The organism is Deferrisoma camini S3R1, from assembly GCF_000526155.1.
Lineage (GTDB): Bacteria > Desulfobacterota > Deferrisomatia > Deferrisomatales > Deferrisomataceae > Deferrisoma > Deferrisoma camini.
Genome location: NZ_JAFN01000001.1, coordinates 3,013,808 through 3,033,541 on the forward strand (window position 1 = coordinate 3,013,808; position 19,734 = coordinate 3,033,541).

Here is a 19,734-nt window from a genome sequence, read left to right on the forward strand (position 1 = left end):
AGGGCTGGCAGGCCGGCCCTGGGGGCGATGCACGGGGGAACGTCCGATGCCGCACATCCCCCTTCCCCCCGGCTTCGCCCCCTGAAGCCGGGCGACACGCGATGCGGATCACGACCTGTCCTCTGACGTCTGTCCCCCGACCCCTACCCAGCGGGCGTACGCGCCGCTGGGCAGGGGTCGGCCCGTTTCGTCGCGCACGAGCATCTCGCCCGTCTCGATCCGGTCCGGCCGGCGGGGAACCGCGGCCTCGAGAAGGTTTCCCAGGGTCGTCGGCGTGAACCCCGGGGTGTGGCAGCTCAGGAGCACGAAGGCCGGGCCGTCGTCCAGGATCTGGGCGCAGGCTTCGAGGAGAGGCACCAGGTCGTTTTCGATCTTGAACACCTGGCCCTTGGGCCCCCGGCCGAACGTGGGGGGGTCGAGCACGATCCCCTGGTAGCGGTTGCCCCGCCGACCCTCCCGCCGCACGAACTTGAGGGCGTCGTCCACGATCCAGCGGATGGGGTGGTCGCCCAGGCCGTTCAGGCGCGCGTTCTCCCGGGCCCACTCCACCACCCCCCGGGCCGCGTCCAGGTGGACCACGGCCGCACCGGCCTGGCTCGCGGCCAGGGTGGAGCCGCCGGTGTAGGCGAACAGGTTCAGCACGCGGGGCCGCCCGTGGCGGGCGAGCCGCCTCAGGGTCTGCCGCAGCCAGGCCCAGTTCTCCGCCTGCTCCGGAAACAGCCCCAGGTGGCCGAAGTCGGTGAGCCGCACGTGGAACCGCAAGCCCCCATAGGCGATGGGGAACTCCCGGGGCGCGTTCCGGCGCCACTCCCACCGCCCTCCGCCCTTGTCGCTGCGGTGGTGAACGGCGTCGGCCCGCTCCCACTCGGCCGGCGCCAGCCGGCGAGGCCATACCGCTGCCAGCCCCTGGCGCACCAGTCGCAGCGGGCCCACCTGTTCGAGGCGCAGCTCTTCACCGGTGTCCAGGAGCCGGTAGGTTCCGTAACTTCGGTCGTTGGTCGTTGGTCGTTGGTCGTTGGTCATGGGTGGGGCTTCGGCCCGCGGGTAGGCAGGTTTCGGAATCATACCAAATTGCGTTCAAGGTGATCGGCCCCTGATCCGGCGGGGCAAGGGGCCTGGTGGATCGCCGGGCGTGGCTCCTACAGTCGCTGCATCCGGCACTCAGCCGATGCCTGCCTCGCGACGATCCCGAAAATACCTTGTCAACGTTCGCTGTCCCAACGTCCAAGGAGCACCAGGGCTGAGTGCCGGATGCAGCGTAAGTCGGATGCTGCACTCACGCACGGCCGGAACCAGGCCCCTTGTCCCGACCCCGGATGGATCTCTGTTTGAACGCAACTTGGAATCAGTCGTGATCCCGCCAGGTCTTCTTGCGGAGGTACTGCCAGGGGGGAACCGGGGCGTCGCTCCGCCACAGGCCCTTCCGGAACCGCCGGGCCCGGGCCTCCAGCTCCCGGAGCTTGGGGTCCTCGTCGTAGTCGGGAACGGCCCAGGCCAGGCCCTCCTCCACCAGCATCCGGTTCAGGTTCCGGCCCCCGGGCAGGATCACCACCCCCAGGATGTGGCCGTACCGGTTCCGGCCCTGCATCTTCACGACCACCCGCTGGCCCTCGGCCTTGGACATCGTGAACTTCCGGGCCTGCTTCTCGTACGGCTGGCCCTTTTCGGGGCTGTCCACCCCGGCCAGCACCACCCGCACGATCCGGCCGTTCTCCTTCTGGACCTTGAGCGTGTCGCCCCGGAGCACCCGCACCACCCTGCCCTCGAACTCCCCCCGCCACAGGCCGCAGGCGGCCAGGGACAGGACGGCTCCCAGCAGAATCCACCAGGGCATTCGTGTCCGATCGGGGCGCCGCACCGTGTTCTCACCTCCGGAGGCCTGGATTCCCCCCTTTCATCCCCTCCCCGAACCTCCGGCTCTGCCGAAAGGACGTGCCTCTTCCTTCCGCGGCGCGGTTCGGGGGCGCAGATTAAGGAACGGCACCGGTCGCGCCTTTCTTGAACCCCCGGGTCACGGTGGCGGCGTACACCCCGGCGAGGACCAAGGCCGCCCCCCACAGAGTGCGCGAGGTGAACGGCTCGCCCAGGAACACCACGCCCGAGGCCACCCCCGCCAGGGGGATGCCGTAGATCAGGTTGTTGACCGCCGTGACCCCCAGCGCCGGGATGGCCGCGTTCCACAGCAGGTACCCCAGGGCCGAGCACAGCACCGCGAGGTACAGAAACGCGGCCCAGGCACCCGGCGACGGAAGCCCGACCGCAGGGGCCACGAGCCATTCCACCGCGGCCAGGGGGGCCAGGAACGCGGCCCCGCTCACCATGGCCGCCTGGGTCACCCACAGGTTCGGGTACCGCCGACCGAGCCGGTCGGCCAGGAAGGTGTACGCCACCCAGGCGAACACCGCGCCGAACATGAGCCCGTCCCCCAGGAGGCTCGCCCCCGCCCCCTCGTCGGCGCCCACGATCAACCCCACCCCGGCCAGGGCCGTGCCCAACCCCAGCAGAACCCGCAGCCGGGGCCGGCGCCGGGACCGGGCCGCCTCGGCGAGCTGGGTGGCCAGGGGGATCGTCGCGATGATCAGGGCCCCGTGGCTCGCGGTGGTGCGGGCCAGCCCCAGGTTCTCGAACGCGAAGTAGAGGGTCACCCCCGTGAACCCAAGCCCGGCCGCGGCCCACCGGTCCTCCGGGGCAAGCCGCACGCCCCGGCACCGGGCCCGCACCAGGGGGACGAACAGGGCCGCCGCCAGCACGAAGCGCAGGAAGGCCAGGAGCAGGGGCGGAAACTCCTGCACCGCGGCCCGGGTCGCCGCATAGGAGCCTCCCCACAGCAGGATCACGAAGGTCGCCGACACCCAGTGGATCCATCGGGACGACGGCGGGGACAGGGTGACGGTGTGGGATGCCAAGGGGCCCCCTTCCAGTAGTAACGTCGGTCGTCGGTCGCTGGTCGCTGGTCGCTGGTCGCTGGTCGTCGGTCGGGGGCCTTCGGCCCGCTCGGCAGCTAGTGTTCTGTTACGCAAAAAGTATATCCATTCCGGCGGTGGAGCTGGGGGCTCCGACGAAGCGCGACGGCCGAGCAGCCCGGGCCGCCCGGCGCCAGGGGAGCGGCCGCGGCGCGTGCTCTCACGCGCCGCAGCGGACTGCGCCGAGGCGGCCCCTGCGAGGCCGTTCAGCGAAGGAGGGGCCCCCAGCCCCACCCCTTGGGAACAGCACGATCCGGTACACGACAGTAGTAACGTCGGTCGTCGGTCGGGGGCCTTCGGCCCGCTCGGCAGCTAGGCGGCCGGGCGGCTCTCGGCCCGCGACAAAGCCAACCTGCGGTTCAACCGGCGGGGGCCAAAAGGGCCAGCAGCTCCTCGGGCCGCCGGAGCAGATGCCGTGCCCCCGCCTCCCGGAGCTCTGCCTCGCCCCGGAACCCCCACAGCACGCCCACCGGCACCATGCCCGCGGCCCGGGCCGTGGCCACGTCGGTGGCGGTGTCGCCCACGTACAGGCAGGCCTCCGGCTCCACGCCCATCACGGCCGCGGCGCGCAGGGCGCCGGCCGGGTGGGGCTTCCGGGGCAGGTCGGGCATCGCCCCGATCACCGCGGAGAACCGCCACCGCCCCAGCAGGGCCCCGACCATCTCCACCGCCGGCTCGTGGGGCTTGTTCGTGACCACCGAGAACGGAATGCCCCGCGCCACGAGCCGGTCCAGAAGCTCCGGAACCCCCGGGTACGGCCGGGTGGTCTCCAGAGACCTCCGGGCGTACTCGGCCCGCAGGTCTGCCAGCACCCGGCCCACCTCGTCCTCCGACGATCCGGCGGGCACGATCCGGCGCACCAGCATCTCCATGCCGTCGCCCACGAACCGGCGGTAGGCGTCCTCCGGGTGCTCGGGGAGCCCCCGGCGCCGCAGCACCGCGTTGCCGGCCCGGGCGATGTCGGCCAGGCTGTCCACCAGGGTGCCGTCCAGATCGAACACAACCGCTCGCGTCATCCGATTGGCCTTCGGCCCGCTAGGCAGCCGCCCCTGCGAGGCCGTCCAGCGAAGGAGGGGCCCCCAGCCCCACCGTCGGCAACGAGCCCGAACCCAAGCACCCTTCCTCCGTTGTCCGGCGCCGAAACGAACCGGGGCGCCCGGAGTCGGGTCCGGGCGCCCCGGGCCGCCACCGGCCCGATCAGTAGATGCCCAGGTAGGTGTCGAGCTCCCAGTTCGTCACGGCCATGCGGAACTCGTCCCACTCCTTGCGTTTGGCCTCCAGGTACTTCTCGAAGATGTGGTCGCCCAGGGTGGCCCGGCTCAAGGGGTTCTTCTCGAACTCGTCCAGAGCCTCGGCCAACGACCCCGGCAGGCTCGCGATGCCGGCCTCCACCTTCTCCTGGCCGGTCATGGCGAAGATGTTGGCGTCGGTGGACGCCGGGCACTCCAGCTGGCTGCGCACGCCGTCGAGCCCGGCGTTGAGCATCATGGCGAACGCCAGGTAGGGGTTGCAGGTCGGGTCCGGGCAGCGCACCTCCACCCGGGTGGACATGCCCCGGGCGGCCGGGATCCGCACCAGGGCGCTCCGGTTCGAGGCCGACCACGCCACGTACACCGGCGCCTCGTACCCCGGCACCAGCCGCTTGTAGGAGTTGACCAGGGGGTTCGTGACCGCCACGAAGCTCCGGGCGTTCTTGAGGACGCCGGCGATGTACTGCCGGGCCGTGTCCGACAGCTGCAAGGGCGCCTCCGGGTCGAAAAACGCGTTGGAGCCGTCGAGCCGGAACAGCGACTGGTTGGTGTGCATGCCCGAGCCGTTGATCCCGAACACCGGCTTGGGCATGAAGGTGGCGTGGAGCCCGTACTTACGGGCGATGGTCTTCACCACCCACTTGAAGGTGACCACGTTGTCGGCGCACGACAGGGCGTCGGCGTACTTGAAGTTGATCTCGTGCTGGCCCTCGGCCACCTCGTGGTGGCTCGCCTCAATCTCGAACCCCATCTGCTCCAGGGTCTCGATGATCTCCCGGCGGCACGCGATGCCGTAGTCCTCCGGGTCCACGCTGAAGTAGCCGGCCTTGTCGTGGGTGATGGTGGTGGGCTCGTCGTCCTCCAGGCTGAACAGGAAGAACTCGCACTCCGGGCCCACGTTCATGGTGAACCCGTCCTTCTTGGCCTCGTCGAGCACCCGCCGCAGGTTGCCCCGGGGGCAGCCCTCGAACGGGGTCTCGCCGTCGGCCTTGTACACGTCGCAGATGATCCGGGCCGCGCCCCGGCCGTCCTTCTTCCGCCACGGCAGCACCCGGAACGTGGAGAAGTCGGGCTTCAGGTACATGTCGGACTCGTTGATCCGCACGAACCCGTCGATGGACGAGCCGTCGAACATCATCTTGCCGTCGAGGGCCTTCTCGATCTGGCTCCGGGGGATGGCCACGTTCTTCATGAACCCGAAGATGTCCACGAACTGCAACCGGAAGAAGTGGATGTTCTCGCGCTCGACGATCTCCAGGATCTCTTTCTTGGTCACGACGATTTCTCCTTCGGATGGGGAACACACCGACACAACGGCGCTGGAGCATACCCTGCCGGACTACTCGTCTCAACCCTTGCCGGCGGGAATCGCGCTTTCCATCCTTCCTTTGCCCCTCCCGCGTTCCGGGGGATCCGTCCCGGCAGGGTTCTCCGATAGGCCGCCACAGTGCCAAGGCCCTCGTGGGCCCCCTATCTTCACGCCTTCTTCAAAGTTCGTTCACGCCTCCTTCAGATTCCGTTCCTTACCCTTCCAGCCGAGCCATCCCCGGAGCACCCCAGCCCGCCTCTTTCTTCTGCGTGGGCCCAGACCAGGGACAGTGCCATGGCCTCGATCACCGTGCCCACCCGCCCGGCACGCCAGCGATGGATGTGGATCGGCCTGGGCGTCCTGACGATCGTTTCGTTTCTCCCGGCCTCCCCCCCCCAGGGCCCCTTCGACGCCCGCGACGGCGCCAGGATTCCAGGGGTTCACCTGGAGATGCCGCTGACCGCCGTGCTGCTGGAGCCCCTGGCCGCTCCGGTCTACGTGCTAGCCGGGGCCCCGGATTTCCGAAGGGCCGGCGTTGCGACCCTCGTGTGGGTGGCACTGGGCGCGGCCGGATGGTGGCTGGTGCGGCACCGGGGCACAAAGGGGAGGCGCAGAATCCTGGGGGCGGCCGGCGCGGGGGTCGCCGCCGCAGGGCTTCTGGCGGCTTGGCTCGGGTTCGGCGTGGCCGTGCGCCTGCCCGGATGGCGCCTGGTGTGCGACGACCCCGCATGGGTCGTCGCGGACCTTCACACGCACACCTACGGATCCCACGACGGCCTCGTATCGGCGGATGCCAACCTGGGAGCCCTCGCCGCCTCCGGGTACGACCTGGTGGCCGTTACCGAACACAAGCGTCCCGCGGGGGCTTTCGCGGCCGTCAGGGCGGCGCGCTCGCACGCCCCGGCCAAACCGGCCGTAATCCCGGGGGTGGAGGTCCGGAGCCCCCTGGGGCCGTACCTTCTGGGGATAGGACTTCGTCCCGGCATCGAGCTTCCAAGACGCAACGGCCGCGGAGACCCCTCGTTTGAGGCCAGATTCGTCCGGGCGGTACACCGGGATCACGAAGGGGCTGTGATCGCCCTCTCGTACCGGCTCTCCCCGTCCGACATTGATCGGCTGATCGACCTGGGGGTCGACGCTTTCGAGATCTCCAACTCGGGCCACCCAGCCCTGGAACCCGCCGTTCGGCGCGCCCTCCTGGCCGCCTCCCGGGAACAGGGTATCCCCCTGATCGCCTCTTCCGACTGGCATGGGTGGGGAGGCATCTTTCGGACCTGGACCCTAGTCCGACGCCCCCCATTCGGAACGAGCCAAGCCGGGGATGTTCTCTGGCTCCTACGGCATCGCCGCAGAAAGGCCTTCGTCCCCGTGATCGCCGGGACTTTCGTCCAGCCGGGATGGTTCCGGATCGTGACCGCGCCCTTTTTCGAAACGGTGCGCTACCTTTCGGAGCTCTCCCCTCTGCGGGTCCTCGTTTGGTGGGTCTGGACAGGCGCTCTATCCTTCCTATGGGCTGGCCTGAGGCGAAGAGGGGTCCCACGGCCCGGGCGCTTCCTGCTCGCGCCGAGCCTGTGGATTTTGTCCGCCGGACTGGGCTATCGCGGGTTCCAGTGGGTCGCCGTCTGGGCCTCCGGAGCAACCGTTTCTTCCTTCCCCGCCGAGATCGGTTTCGAGACGGTTGGCCTGGCGTTGGCGTGCGCAGCGGCTGGAGCGGTGTCGGCCCACAGGGAGCTACGAGCCCTTCGCGGAACCCGGGCAGCCCGCGGCGCAACCCAGGCGGCCTGCCCGGCTACCGATCTTCTCCCCCGCGTTGCGGAGGACGCTGGAGCATCCGGGTAACACGGCAAGCTGCCGGCGCCTGCGCCGGACGCGGTGGCCTGCAATCCGGGCCCCTTCAACTCTTCGGGAATTCGAGGCAAAAGGTGGATCCCCCGCCCGTCTCGCTCTCCACCCGGACCTCGGCCCCGTGGAACCGGGCGATCTCCCGCACGATGGCGAGGCCCAGCCCGGAGCCTCCGTCCTCCCGCGATCGGGAGGGATCCACCCGGTAGAACCGCTCGAAGATTCTGGGGAGATGCTCGGCGGGAATCCCTGGGCCGGTGTCGGTGACCTCCACAGCCGGGGGAGGTCCGGGCCGCACCCTCACCTCCACCCGGCCCCCCGGGGGCGTGTAGCGCACCGCGTTTTCCACCAGATTCGATACGGCCTCCTCTAGAAGTCCAGGGTCCCCCCTGACCCGAACCGGATCCTGCCGTCGCACCTCCAAAGCCACGCCCTTGGCCTGCGCCGTAGCCTGGTGGAGAGCCGCGGCCTCGGCAGCCACGAACGCCAGATCAATCTCCCCGCGATCCCCCGGGAGCACCCCGTTCTGGAGACGGGACAAGCGCAGCAGATCCTCCACCATGGCGGCGAGCTTTCGGACCCGGCACAGCACCCGCTCGAGCGCCCCCCGCAGGTCCTCCGCCGGACGGGGCCGGCGCAGCGCCACCTCGCACTCGGTCTGCACCGCGGCAAGGGGAGACCGCAGCTCGTGGGCGACGTCCGCGGAAAACCGTTTTTGGCGCTCGTACGCCGCTCCGAGGCGTTCGAGGGCGCGATTTAGCGCCTGAACCAGGCCACGGATCTCATCGGCTACGCCGGTCTCGGGCAATCTCACCGATGGATCGTTGGGCCTGATCCCGTCCGCCTGGCGGGACAAATCCTCGAGCGGGCTCAACGCCCGGGAGATGATCCAGGTGGGCAGGAGCGCCAACGCCACGAAAAGACCGCCGAATCCCCACATGAGGCGTCGACGAAGTCGGACAAGGGCCTTGTCCACCGGCTTTAGGGCCCGGCCAGTCACCACCCACAAGGTTTGGGGAACCGCTTCCGGAAGCGCCTCCCCGGGATGCGCAGCCTTCCATTCGTCCACATCCTCCGGATCCCGCTCCGGCTCCCGCACCACCGGCAAGAACGCCGTGCGAAAGCCGGGCGGCCCGGCGAGCACGCGCGCCCCGGCGCTCCCGCCGGGAGGCGGAATCTCCGGGGCTCCCGGGTGCCGCGCCACCACCTGCCCCCCTGGCCCCAAGATCACGTAGAAGAAGTCACCCCTACGCTCCGAGAGTTCCGGCACGGTCAGGTCCTCGGGGTCAAAGGCCGGTGTTCCATCGACCTCGACCTCGACCCCCGCGGCCAGGGCCTGGGCCGTGACCAAGAGCCCGTGGTCGAACGAGGCCATAAGGTCCCGGCGAAAGGATTCGTGGATGCCGGCCGCGGTCAGGAACAACGCCAGGGCGGTCAGCGGGAGGAGCGGAACGAGGACGCGCGACCGGATCGAGGTCATCCCGGCGTCTCCGGGATGCGAAACCCCACTCCTCTGACGGTCTCGATCACCCGTTCACCGCCCGCTGTTTTGAGCTTTCGTCGCAGGTTGGCCACGTGGGCGTCGATCACGTTGGATTCGGCGTCGAAGGCGTGATCGTACACCTGGAGGCTCAGACGGGTGCGGGAGAGGGTCTTTCCCTTGTGCAGTAGGAGAGCTTGGAGGATCTGGAACTCCTTCGGGGTAAGCGGCAGTTCCTCCTCGCCCCAGAACACCCGGTGGGCCTCCGCGTCCAGGCGAAGCGCCCCCCAGACCAGCACAGCTTGTCCCACGCCGTGGGTCCTCCGCAACACGGCGCGGACCCTCGCGAGCAGCTCTTCGAACCGAAACGGCTTGGGCAGGTAGTCGTCCCCGCCCAGGCGGAGCCCCCGGATCCTGTCTTCCACGTCGCCCCGGGCGGTGAGGAACACCACCGGAACCCCATTTCCCTCGGCTCGTAGGGTCTCGAGCAATCGGAAGCCGTCCATGCCGGGAAGCATGAGGTCGAGCACCACGAGGTCGTGCTCGCCCGTGCGGGCCAGGTAGAGTCCGTCCTCTCCGTCGAAAGCCTGATCCACGGCAAACCCCTCCTCGCGGAATCCACGGGTCAGGGCGTTGGAAAGGTCCACGTCGTCTTCGACGATCAGGAGTCGCACGGCCATCCTCCCGGATCTGCGCCATCCCTTACCGAACGGGAGCCTTCCCCCGTACGCTGGGGGAAGGCTCCCACAGGTTTCCCACGTCGGGCAATGGTCACGGTGCCGGTGTGACCTCGGTAAGCTCCACGACCTCGTCGGCCGTCAGGGCCTCTTCCTTCACCACCCCCACGCCGGGGGCGTACCATTTGTACTCCATCACATCCGGCTCCAGGGGGTTCCAGTCCAGGGTCTGCACGCAGTCCTCGTACACGGTGCCGTCCTCGAGCTCCACCGTCACCCCTGTGGCCACCACATAGGCCATGTCCTCGGCCTCATCTTCATAGTACTCCTGGTAATACGAGGTGCCCGCGGCAGGCGACGCCAGCATCAGGTACCCGGGCTCGGCACCGTCCACGCCGGCCTCCCACGATCCCTCGCTGTCCGCGCCCACCACGTTCCCCGCGTCGTCGTACTCGTAGTTCACCACGTCCTCGCCCATGTACCACACGTTCCCCGCGTCGTCCTGGGCGTACCAGTCGTGGGTGTCCTCGATGAGGAGGTCCTCCGTGTCCAGGGGGAGCCCGTCGCCCAGGTACACCCGGTCTCGCACCACCCGGCACTCCACCCCGTTGACCACCCGCGTCTCGTCGAGCACCTCCACCACCGTGGTCTCCACCCCGTCCTCGGTCTCGGCCGTGTAGGTCCAGGTGGTGCCCGGCTGGAGAGGAAAGTACGGGTTGTCCACGGTCGTCGGGTCCGTGAAGTCCGCCGCGCCAAAGTCCGGCACCCGGCCCGCTCCCTGCCGGAACACGGCCCGGAGCTCCACGAGTTCCTCGGCCTCTTCCTCCTTTACCACGCCCACGTCGGGGCAGTAATACTTGTAGGCGTCGGAGTTTTCCTCGAGGGGGTTCCACTCCACCGTCTGCACGCAGCCCTCGTACACGGTGCCGTCCTCAAGCTTCACCGTCACGTCCACGGCCTCGACCTTGCCCATGTCCTCAGCGACCCCTTTCAGGTACTCCTGGCGGTAAGAGTCGCCCACCGCGGGCTGCGCCTTGAACAGGATGCCCGGCTCGGCACCGTCCACGCCGGCCTCCCAGGCCCCGTCGTCGTTCGTGGCGACCACGTTCCCCTCGTCGTCGTACTCGTAGTTCGTCACCGCCTCGCCGAGGTACCAGACGTTTCCGTCCGCGTCCTGGGCGTACCAGTCGTGGGTGTCCTCCATCAGGAGGCCGTCCAGGAACACCCGGTCGTGGACCACCCGGCACTCCACCCCGGCCACCGTGCGGGTTTCATCCAGCACCTCGACCACGTCCGTTTCCACCCCGTCTTCGGTTTCGTTCGTGTAGGTCCAGGTGGTTCCGGGGTCCAACGGGAAGAACTCGTTCGTGATGTTCGCCGCGTCCGTTCCGAACCGAGCCGCGCTGAACGCGGGTTCCGGCGGGTCTGTCGGGCCCCCGCCGGACGAGCTGCTCCCGCAGCCTCCCAGCGCAAGCCCCAAAAGCACCGCAAAGCCGACTCCGATTCCGATCCGCCTCTTCATGCCGCACCTCCTTTCCCGATGGGGGAGCACCGAACAGGGCGCCGGGCCCGGAGGCCAGGAGGCAACCCCCGGCGTCCCGGCGGCAGGGGCCCTGACGCTAGGCCTCCTGCTTTTCTGCTTGCCAAGCCTAAAGGGGGCGCGTGAAGGAACTCTGAACGGAGTGTGAAGATTTCGTGAAAACAGGAACGCCAAAGGGTTTGGCGGGGTCAAACATTCGATATGTTTGCGTTTTTTGGCATAACCTGGTAGAGTCCGTCACCCTGCCGTATTTTGCGCCCCGTGCTCGCCGGTGCCCCGGGGCGATTTCCCGCTTCTTCCGCAAGAGACCGTGGGGGGTGCCCCGCTCCGGGGCATGGCTTACCTGCCGACGTCTGGGTGCGCCTCGAAACCGCGCGTCGGCACATGCGGGAGGAGCCTGCTCAAGGAGACTCGCGCATGGACCACCAAACCCAAACCATCACCGACATCATCCTGAAGGCGGCCGAGCGGGCCCGGGTCGAGACCTCCAACGAGCCGGAGCCGGGCCTCACCAAACGGGTGAAGTGGCCGGTCACCTGCACCGTGGGGCCGGGGCTGGAGGGCGCCATCGCCTGCGAGAGTCGGGTGGGGTACGTGAACGGCGCGAAGGGATGGCTGATCTACCGGGGGTACGACATCTTCGACCTGGCCGCCCACTCCAACTTCGAGGAGGTGTGCTATCTGCTGCTGCACGGCAGCCTGCCCACGGCCGACGAGTTCCGGGCCTTCCGGGACCGACTGGCCGAGTACCGGTGGGTGAACAAGACCCTCCGGATGCTCATGGGGTTTCCGATCGAAGAGATGCATCCCATGGCGGCCCTGCGGCTCGGCGTGAACCTCATGCGCCAGGAGTTCACCTACGCAGACTCCCGGGAGCGCCGCCCGGTCAAGGGCAACATCATCGGGTCCGACGAGGACTCCATCCCCATGGAGACCAAGCCCCGCGGCGAGACCCACGCGATCTACGAGTTCAAGCGCCGCAGCCGGGCCCGCCGGCTGCGGGCCAGCCAGCAGATGGACGACGCGGGCAGCATCCAGTCCGCCTACCACCTGATCGCGGGCATGGCCACCCTGGCCGCGGCGATCTCCCGGGTGCACCAGGGACTGATGCCCCTGGATCCCGATCCGGAGCTGAGTCACGCCGCCAACCTGCTGTACATGATGACCGGCCGCCGGCCCACCCCACTCGAGGAGCGGGTCATGGACGTGTGCCTGATCCTCCACGCCGACCACGGCATGAACGCGAGCACCTTCGCGTCGCTGGTGGTGGCCTCGACCCTGGCCGACATCTACCTGGCCGTGGGCTCGGGAGTGGCCGCGCTCCAGGGCCCCCTGCACGGCGGGGCCAACGAGCAGGTGATCTACATGCTCGAGGAGCTGGCCGAGACCGGGGACGTGACCGGCTGGATCGGAAAGAAGCTGGCCGCCAAGGACCGGATCATGGGGTTCGGCCACCGGGTGTACAAGGCCTATGACCCCCGGGCCCGGGTGCTGGGCCCGCTGGCCGAGGCCCTGGCCCGGGGCAAGCCGGACGTGGAGCCCCTGTTCCGGGTGGCCCAGCAGCTGGAGGCCGAGGTCCTCAACCGGTTCGGCAACGAGAAGAAGATCTTTCCCAACGTGGACTTCTACTCGGGCCTGGTGTACCGGAGCCTGGGGATCGAGCCGGAGATGTTCACCCCGCTCTTCGCCGTGAGCCGGGTGGCCGGGTGGACCGCGCGGGTCCTGGAGTACCTCCACAACAACCGGATCTTCCGGCCCCGGGCCATCTACGTGGGCGAGTTCCACAAGGAGTTCCCCTCCCCGGCCGAGCGGGGATTCTGATACCAAGTTGCGTTCAAACAGAGATCCATCGGGGGCCGGGGCAAGGGGTCCAATAGCTCTGAACGCAACTTGGTATGATTCGGGCCTTCGGCCTGGGGCGAGGGAACTCCAGGCTTTCGAGCTTCCCGGCCTCCCAGCTTTCCAGCCTTCTAGCTTTCCAGCTTTTCGGCCTTCCATCCGAAACAAAACGCCCCGGGCTGCGCAGGCGGCCCGGGGCGTTTCGTGTCTGGTGCGGTTCCGGCGGGGGGAGCTAGTCCTCCAGCCAGGAGTGGGAGTACAGCACGTCGCCGTTGAGCACCTTGAAGGTCTTGTAGAGCATCTTCTCGGTGTCGTTGGTGGGCTGCACGTCCTCGCCGTTCATCAGCTTGCCCACGTACTCCACCTGGTCCATCCGCTCGCCACGGCAGATGGCCATCATCTCGGCGTCGTACGAGTCCACGATCGCGGACTCCTGGCCCAGGTGGTACAGCATCATCAGGTACACCCGGTTCAGGATCGGCCGCAGCTCGTTGGGCGCGCCGTTCGACACGTTGGACAGGCCGCAGGTGTTCGTAGCGCCCGGAAGGATGTCCTTCACCATGGGCAGGAACTCCATGTAGGCCTTGACCTGGTTGATGTCCACGGACACCGGCAGCACGATCGGGTCCACCCAGTACCGGGCGTGGTCGATGCCGAGCTCGTCACCCATGGCCATGATGGTGGTCAGGGCCACGGCCCGCTCGCTCGAGTCCCGCGGGATGCCCTCTTCGCTCATGGTCAGGGCCACGAAGTCGGCGTCGTACTTCTTCACCAGCGGCAGCCGCTCCTGCATGCTCTGGGGCTGGGCCGAGATCGAGTTGATCAGCGCCCGCTCGTTGCACACCTGCAGGCCCGCCTCCACCGCGGCGGTGTTGGTGGTGTCCAGGGCCAGGCGCACGTCCTTCTTGACCTCCTGCACGGTCTCCACCAGCCACCGCATCATCTCGTCGCCGGCCTTCCGGGCCGGGCCGAGGTTCAGGTCGAGCATGTCGGCGCCGGCCGCCAGCTCCTCTTCGGCCATCTTCTGGATCGGACCCTTGTCCTTCTCGCGGATCGCGGGCCCGATGGTCTTGCTCATGATGTTGATGCTCTCGGCAATCGTGAAGATCTTCATCTCGTTCCTCCAGATGCGAAATCGGGGGGGCGCCGGCGGCGCCCCCCGAAACGGACCGGCTCTACTGGCCGACGTAGTCCTTCAGGAACTTCGGAATGTCGGCCGCCTCGCGGGTGCCGATCACCACCTCCCAGCCCTCACCGAGCTCCTCCTGGAGTTCGCCGGAGATCTGGGCCACGTACCCGGGGATGATCAGCTTGCGGTGGTTCACCTTCTCGGTGATGCCGCTCTTCTTCACGAACGGGGCGATGGCGTCGGCCACGAACTTGCCGGCGGACCAGGCGGTCAGCACGCTCATGCCCTCGGTGTCCATGATCAGCAGCCAGGTGGGCACCCGGCTCGCCTCCACCTCGGCGCTCACCACGAAGTAGGTCAGCGCGAAGTTGGTGGTCACGATCACCGGGCTGTCCGGACCGGGGTTGTTGATCTCGTAGATGCCCTGGTCCATGGTCATGGGCCGCTGCGGGTCGGTGTAGATGTTCAGCCGGTTCACCAGCAGCGGGTAGGTCACGGCCGGGTCCAGGGTGCTCAGCACGACCGCACCGGCGTACTTGTCGATCAGCAGGGCCGCGTAGGTGGCCTGCAGTTCGACCTCCTGGGTCATGGCGCAGGGGAACGCGATGGTGGGGAAGCCCAGGGGCCGGAACTTCTTGTCCAGGGCCGCCCGCCGGATCGCGATGTTGGCGGTCACGGTCTCGCGGATGCCCTTCCAGCCGGTGTCGAGCAGGGCCTCCTTCAGGCCGGCGGCCACGATCTTCTCGCCCACGGCCGCCAGGTCCTCGAGGGTGTCGCCCTGGGCCACCGGCACCGCGCCGACCTCCTTGGCGAAGGCGATCAGGTCGTCGGCGTTGTCCTTAGTGACCGGGTGGATCGCGAACTTCTTGCCCTTCAGGGCCTCGGCCGCGGCCTTGAGCGTCGCCACGTCCTCGGACGACACGATGATGCCCTTCTCGGTGGCGCCGCCCACCTTCTTCACCAGGTCCAGGAACGAGGCCTGGTCCTTCTTCTGGTCCCAAAGGAACGCCCAGTTGGGGGCCAGGATCTTGCCCACCCGCTCGAAGCTCTGCTCGTTGAGGTATTTGAGCTGGGTGTCCACGTCGTCGGCCGACTGCTCGTTCGACAGGGCCACCACGATGGCCGTGGGGTTCACGAAGGTCTTCTCGTGGCGGTACTTGACGGTCTCGCCGCCCACCTTCCAGGCCGCGTCGCCCTGGCCCAGGGTCACGTCCCGGATCGGGGGCGCGCTGGCCTCGGACAGCTTGGCCTTGGACTCCTCGCTCACGTAGGGGCACTTGTCCAGCTCGGCCTTGCCGGCCGCCAGCTTCATGGCGAACGCCAGGCAGGTGGGGTCCCCGCACTCCTTACAGTTGGTCTGGGGGAGCAGCTTGTAGATCTGAATTCCCGTGAGTCCCATGATCCCTAACTCCTTTCGTCAAAGCGCGTAGCGCGAATCTCGAAACATCCAACCGGCGGCGGGGGGCCCGGGGCTCCCCGCCGCCGTGGGCATTACATCATGGGATCCATCTCGAGGGCGGGATGGCCCACCTTCTGCATGAACTCCATCACCTCTTCCTCGGTGGTGGCGTCCTCCTCGGTGGCGATCTTGTCGTAGAGATCGGGCACGCCCTCCTCCTCGCCCCGCTTCTGGATCACCTCCTTGAGGGACTCCTTGAGGTGCTTGGGCATCCAGGCCACCCGCTTGATCCCCCCCTCGGCCGAGATGAACTTCTTCGAGCCGATGTAGAACTTCGAGATCCCCACGAAGCCCGGGGTCTGGGCGCCGCCGCCCACCGACCCGGCCAGAGTGGAGAACGGCATGCCGCAGGGGGTCATGCCCGGGAAGTCCCGGTCCACCACCATGACCGCGTTGGCCATGGGCAGCAGGACCACGATCGCCTCGAAGCACCCGCAGGAGGTCATCGGGTCGACCATGAGGGAGTAGGCGCTGAACGAGGTCACCGACTCGTGGGAGTTCTGGTACACGTACTCGTTCACGCCGCTCCACTGGCCCAGTTTCTCGTCGATCACGTCGCCCTTTTTCACCGGCTGGTTCGGGCCGGTGGGGTTGATCTCGTAGGCGGCCTTGCCGTCCAGCCAGTTGTAGGCGCCGCACAGGCCCGGCCGCTCGGGGCTGATCACGCACACGTGGTCGGGCGCAAACGACTGGCACAGCAGGCAGGAGTAGAACGTCTCCACGGTCTCGTCGGTCATGGCCCCGAGGCGCGACTCCCGCTCACGGTAGGTCTTGCGGGCCTCCTCGATCAGCTCCTTCACCTTCTCGGGCTCGGTGTAGATCCGCACCTGGACCTTGTCGAGGATCTTACCGAACTCGTTGTGGAACTTGGCGTGGAGGATGGTGCCGAAGTGGCTCAGGCGCAGCCCCGCCTCGTAGGCCTTCTTGGACACCCGCATCCACAGGATGTCACGTTGGCCGATGTGCAGGATGCCCTCGGCGCCGTTCAAGAGGTGGTGGATCTGGCGCTCCAGGATCGGCTCGAAGTCCGGCTGCATGTTCCGGCCGGCCACCTCGACCCAGATGCCGATCGGATAGGTCTTGCCCACCTCCATCTCGTCCAGGTCGGGACCGATCACCTCGAACTTGCCGTCCTCCACCTGGTCGAGCTCCAGCATGCGGCAGAACTCGAACCCGTCGGCCTTGGGCCCGCCCAGCTCCACGTGCATGGCGTCGCGACCGATCCGCTCGCCCTCGAACGCCGGGGAGTACGAGACCGGGATGTCGATCTTGGAGATCTGGATCTTGAGGCCCCGGACCTCGATGGCCTTCGAAACGATCTGGTCGTGGGGCACGTTTGACACCACGTGCTCGTAGGTGCAGACGCCGGTGACCAGGATCTCGGGGATGTCCGAGTCGGCGATGGTGGGGAAGCCGTAGTTGATGGCGCCCGCGGCCGCCGCGTACCACTCGTCGGTGACCTCGCCCAGGGCCAGCACGAACGCGAAGATCCGGTTCTTGTTGTACCGCAGGATGCCGGCGTAGTCGCCTGGCTTCACCCCGCCGAAGGCCATGGCGGCCCGGGTGGCGAACCCGACGGCGTGGATGGCCGCCGAGGTGTCCCGACCGAACGGCACGAGCCGGGTGGGCCAGCCCACCTGCACCCCGGCCTCCACGAGCTGCTCGGCAAAGGTCTTGCCGTTGTGCTCCGAGGCCATGAACACGTAGATGCCCTTCTCCTGGAGCTCCTTGGCGATCTTGACCGCGGTCTCGTTGTCGGGGGCCGCGCCCACGACCGCGGCGAACCCGGGGGCCGAGCCGTCCACGAACTCCACGCCCCGTTTGCGCATGATCACGTCGTCGGCCGCGCCGAGCCAGATGTTGTCCTCGGTGGGGTCCTCACCCGTCACGTACGGGATCGGGTCCTCCAGGTACTTCAGCGCCTCTTCCATGTCGTAGGCGAACAGGGTGGCCATGCCCGCGTCCAGGGCGTGGCCCAGATACGGCACCCAGAGCTGGTCCTCCACGTGGGGGGGCAGCAGCTCCCGGCACCGCTCGAGCACCGGCTTCATGTCGCCGAGCGTCTCGACCTTGTGGCCCAGGATGCCGTAGATCACCGGCAGGTAGTACCCGGTGTTCGGCAACTTGACCTCTTTGTCCTCGCCGAACTTGGCGATGGCGTCGTTGACCTTCTTCTCCACGCGGTCCACGATGGCGTGGGCCCCGCGGATCGCGGCAGCGCAGATAATCTTCGACATATCGTTGACCTCCCTCGGTTAGACTTCGAGCTGGCGGCGGGCTTCCATATCGAAGAGCACCCGCTCCTTCTTCTTGTGGATCCCCAGGGCCTCGCGCTTCTTGTTGATGTGGTCGATCATGAGCGCCGCCATCTTGTTGGGGTCGCTCTCGAACGCCCACTTGCCGCCCAGGTCCTCCTCGATCCCGCCGAAGAGGTACTCGGCCCACTTGGTGCCCTCGATGGCCGGGAAGGTCACGCCGAACACCGTGAACACGCCGCTGGCCACGAAGTAGTGGCCGATGGCGATGGCCTTCTCGCTCATGTACTCGGGTGCGGCGCCGGCCACCGGCAGGTCGGAGATGTCGTCCCCGAGGCCGCCCGTCTTCACCATCTCGGACAGGGCCACCAGGATCCGGCTGTTGTCCACGCAGGCGCCGGAGTGGAGCACCGGCGGCATGCCCACGGCCTCGCACACCTCCCTGAGGCCCGGGCCGCAGTACTTGGCCGCCGCCTCGGGCTGCATGAAGCCCATCTTGGCCATGGTGATGGCCGAGCACCCGGTCTGGACCACCAGCACGTCGTTGGCCAGCAGCTCCTTCACCAGCTCGTAGTGCACCCAGTCGTGCTTCACCCGGGGGTTGGTGCAGCCCACCACCCCGGCCACGCCGCGGATGCGGCCGTTGATGATGTTGTCGTTGAGCGGGGTGTAGCTGGCGCGGAACGTGCCGCCCAGCATGTAGTTGATGGTCTCGTGGCTGAACCCGCCGATCATCTGCTCGCGGGTGTCGGGGATGGTCACCTTGGAGGCGTCGCGGTTCTTGAAGTTCTCGATCGCCTTGGTCAGCAGCTCCACACCGGACTGCCGGGCGTTCTCGGTGCCGTGGAACTCGATGTGCTCCGCGCCTTCGATCTTGCACCGGTAGTTGGTGGTGAAGAACTTGGTGTGGAAGCACTGGGACAGGCTCACCAGGCCCTGCTGGATGCACTGCACGTCCACCATCATGCCGTCCACGGCGCCGGTGATGATCACCGCGTCACACTGCATGAAGTTTCCGGCGTGCTTGAGGCCCCGGCGGATCAGCTGCTCGTTGCCCGAGCAGCACATGCCCACCAGGTTGATGCCCTCGGCCCCAGCCTCCTTGGCCTTGGCCAGCATCTCCGGGTCCTCGGCCAGCTCACAGAGCATGTCGAGCATGTGCGGCTCGTGGCCGTGCACCACCACGTTGACCTTGTTGGCGTCGAGCACGCCCAGGTCCACCTCGCCCCGGATCGGCTTGGGGGTGCCGAACATGATGTCGGACAGCTCGGTGGACACCATGGACCCGCCCCAGCCGTCGGCCAGGGCGCACCGGGCGGCGCCCAGGGTCAGGTTCTTGTAGTCCTGGTCCACGCCCATGGCGGTGCGGTGCATCATCTCCACCACTTCCCGGTCCACGCCCCGGGGCAGAAGGCCCAGCTCCTGCCACTTCTTGAACCGGGCCTCGGGGGCCCGCTCCAGGAACTTCAGCGGGCCGTGCTGCTGACCAAACTGGCTCAGGCAGATCTCCGCCACCTCCACGGCCACGTCCTTGACCTCGCGGCCCTCGGTCTCCACGCCCAGGTCCTTGGCCACGGCCAGCAGCTTGGCCTCGTCCCGGATCTGGTAGTCGGGGTTCTCGCCCTTGGCGATGCTCAGAAACAGCTCGCTCATCTCCCGGCCGTGGTCCGAGTGGGCTGCCGTGCCCGCGGCCACCATCCGGGCGAAGTTCCGGGCCTGGATGGTGTCGATGGTGGCGCCGCACACGCCCACCTTGTCGTAGGGAGCCTTGGAGCTCAGCCGGCACGGCCCCATCACGCAGTGCTTGCAGCAGGCGCTCTTGGCGCCGATGGGGCAGGCAGACATCTCGTCGGCCCGGTCGAACGCCGTCGAAAGCCCGGCGTCGCGGGCCTTCTTCAGCATCTCGGCCGTGGTCTCACAGATCGTCACGTCCTGGATCTCTCGAAGTTTCGCCATAACCGGTTTCCTCCCTCGGTGGTTTCCCCAGGGCC

The 19,734-nt window shown here is 68.0% G+C and carries 14 protein-coding genes; 2 read left to right on the forward strand and 12 right to left on the reverse strand.

The window, feature by feature from the left end; all coding sequences use genetic code 11:
- Positions 1-108 precede the first annotated feature (108 nt).
- From DEFCA_RS0113270 to glnA, 5 genes are all read right to left on the reverse strand, one after another.
- The gene (locus DEFCA_RS0113270) at positions 109-1,023 is read right to left on the reverse strand and encodes a class I SAM-dependent methyltransferase (RefSeq protein WP_025323507.1); all 915 of its coding nucleotides are present in this window, start codon (positions 1,021-1,023) and stop codon (positions 109-111) included.
- A gap of 322 nt (positions 1,024-1,345) precedes the next feature.
- A complete protein-coding gene (locus tag DEFCA_RS0113275; RefSeq protein WP_025323508.1) occupies positions 1,346-1,834 on the reverse strand; it encodes a thermonuclease family protein in 489 nt (162 codons plus the stop codon).
- Positions 1,835-1,970: 136 nt separating this feature from the next.
- Positions 1,971-2,906 carry a DMT family transporter gene (locus DEFCA_RS0113280; RefSeq protein ID WP_025323509.1) on the reverse strand — a complete coding sequence of 312 codons (936 nt, stop codon included), beginning with the start codon at positions 2,904-2,906 and terminating at the stop codon, positions 1,971-1,973.
- A gap of 416 nt (positions 2,907-3,322) precedes the next feature.
- A complete protein-coding gene (locus DEFCA_RS0113285) occupies positions 3,323-3,979 on the reverse strand; it encodes an HAD family hydrolase (RefSeq protein ID WP_025323510.1) in 657 nt (218 codons plus the stop codon).
- Positions 3,980-4,160: 181 nt separating this feature from the next.
- Complete coding sequence (glnA, locus tag DEFCA_RS0113290) at positions 4,161-5,489, reverse strand: type I glutamate--ammonia ligase (protein ID WP_025323511.1); 1,329 nt, start codon at positions 5,487-5,489, stop codon at positions 4,161-4,163.
- 327 nt (positions 5,490-5,816) lie between these two features.
- Here glnA and DEFCA_RS20815 point away from each other — a divergent pair, with 327 nt between their 5' ends.
- Positions 5,817-7,361: a PHP domain-containing protein gene (locus DEFCA_RS20815; RefSeq protein WP_025323512.1), complete on the forward strand. Its 1,545-nt coding sequence runs from the start codon at positions 5,817-5,819 to the stop codon at positions 7,359-7,361.
- Positions 7,362-7,416: 55 nt separating this feature from the next.
- On the opposite strand, the gene DEFCA_RS20820 is transcribed toward DEFCA_RS20815, so the two are convergent.
- From DEFCA_RS20820 to DEFCA_RS20825, 3 genes are all read right to left on the reverse strand, one after another.
- Positions 7,417-8,844 (reverse strand): ATP-binding protein, encoded by a 1,428-nt coding sequence (locus DEFCA_RS20820; protein ID WP_025323513.1) that lies wholly within the window; start codon positions 8,842-8,844, stop codon positions 7,417-7,419.
- Positions 8,841-9,518, reverse strand: a complete 678-nt coding sequence (locus DEFCA_RS0113305; RefSeq protein ID WP_025323514.1) for a response regulator transcription factor — start codon at positions 9,516-9,518, stop codon at positions 8,841-8,843. The genes DEFCA_RS20820 and DEFCA_RS0113305 overlap by 4 nt, the downstream gene beginning before the upstream one ends.
- A gap of 97 nt (positions 9,519-9,615) precedes the next feature.
- Entirely contained in the window at positions 9,616-11,043 is a 1,428-nt protein-coding gene (locus DEFCA_RS20825; RefSeq protein ID WP_025323515.1) for a hypothetical protein, read from the reverse strand.
- Between the two features lie 435 nt (positions 11,044-11,478).
- Here DEFCA_RS20825 and DEFCA_RS0113320 point away from each other — a divergent pair, with 435 nt between their 5' ends.
- Positions 11,479-12,882, forward strand: coding sequence for a citrate/2-methylcitrate synthase (locus DEFCA_RS0113320; RefSeq protein ID WP_025323516.1), 1,404 nt, complete (start codon positions 11,479-11,481; stop codon positions 12,880-12,882).
- A 250-nt stretch (positions 12,883-13,132) separates the two neighbouring features.
- Here the strand turns inward: DEFCA_RS0113320 and DEFCA_RS0113325 are convergent, their stop codons facing one another.
- From DEFCA_RS0113325 to cooS, 4 genes are all read right to left on the reverse strand, one after another.
- On the reverse strand, positions 13,133-14,014 hold the full coding sequence (locus tag DEFCA_RS0113325) for a dihydropteroate synthase (protein WP_025323517.1): 882 nt from the start codon (positions 14,012-14,014) through the stop codon (positions 13,133-13,135).
- 61 nt (positions 14,015-14,075) lie between these two features.
- Complete coding sequence (gene acsC / locus DEFCA_RS0113330; protein WP_025323518.1) at positions 14,076-15,428, reverse strand: acetyl-CoA decarbonylase/synthase complex subunit gamma; 1,353 nt, start codon at positions 15,426-15,428, stop codon at positions 14,076-14,078.
- Between the two features lie 92 nt (positions 15,429-15,520).
- A complete protein-coding gene (gene acsB / locus DEFCA_RS0113335; RefSeq protein WP_025323519.1) occupies positions 15,521-17,725 on the reverse strand; it encodes an acetyl-CoA decarbonylase/synthase complex subunit alpha/beta in 2,205 nt (734 codons plus the stop codon).
- An 18-nt stretch (positions 17,726-17,743) separates the two neighbouring features.
- Complete coding sequence (cooS, locus tag DEFCA_RS0113340; protein ID WP_025323520.1) at positions 17,744-19,699, reverse strand: anaerobic carbon-monoxide dehydrogenase catalytic subunit; 1,956 nt, start codon at positions 19,697-19,699, stop codon at positions 17,744-17,746.
- Between the last annotated feature and the right edge of the window lie 35 nt (positions 19,700-19,734).